This is a genomic window from Staphylococcus pasteuri (assembly GCF_030547725.1).
GTDB lineage: Bacteria > Bacillota > Bacilli > Staphylococcales > Staphylococcaceae > Staphylococcus > Staphylococcus pasteuri.
In genome coordinates this window covers 1-228 of the sequence record NZ_JAUOQO010001152.1, presented here as the reverse complement: position 1 = coordinate 228, position 228 = coordinate 1, and the positions used below count along the sequence as shown (strand labels likewise).

The 228-nt window shown below is 46.5% G+C and carries 1 pseudogene; it reads right to left on the bottom strand.

From position 1 onward, the window contains the following. Nucleotides 1–228, bottom strand: a pseudogene (locus Q4528_RS16730) (molybdopterin-dependent oxidoreductase); the annotation flags it as partial.

Genomic DNA, 228 nt, shown 5'->3' with positions numbered 1-228 from the left:
GCGATAACGCCGCCAAATGCTCTGGCACATAATCTAAATGCCCTGCTAATAAATTAGATAGCGCTCCAACTTCGCGCCCTCCCATGGCATTAGGCTGGCCCGTAATAGAGAATGCACTAGCACCCAACTTGCCTATTTTTCCGGTTGCTAAGTGGTTGTTAATAATCGCGTTAACTTTATCTACGCCTTGGCTACTTTGATTCACCCCTTGGCTAAATACGGTTACAC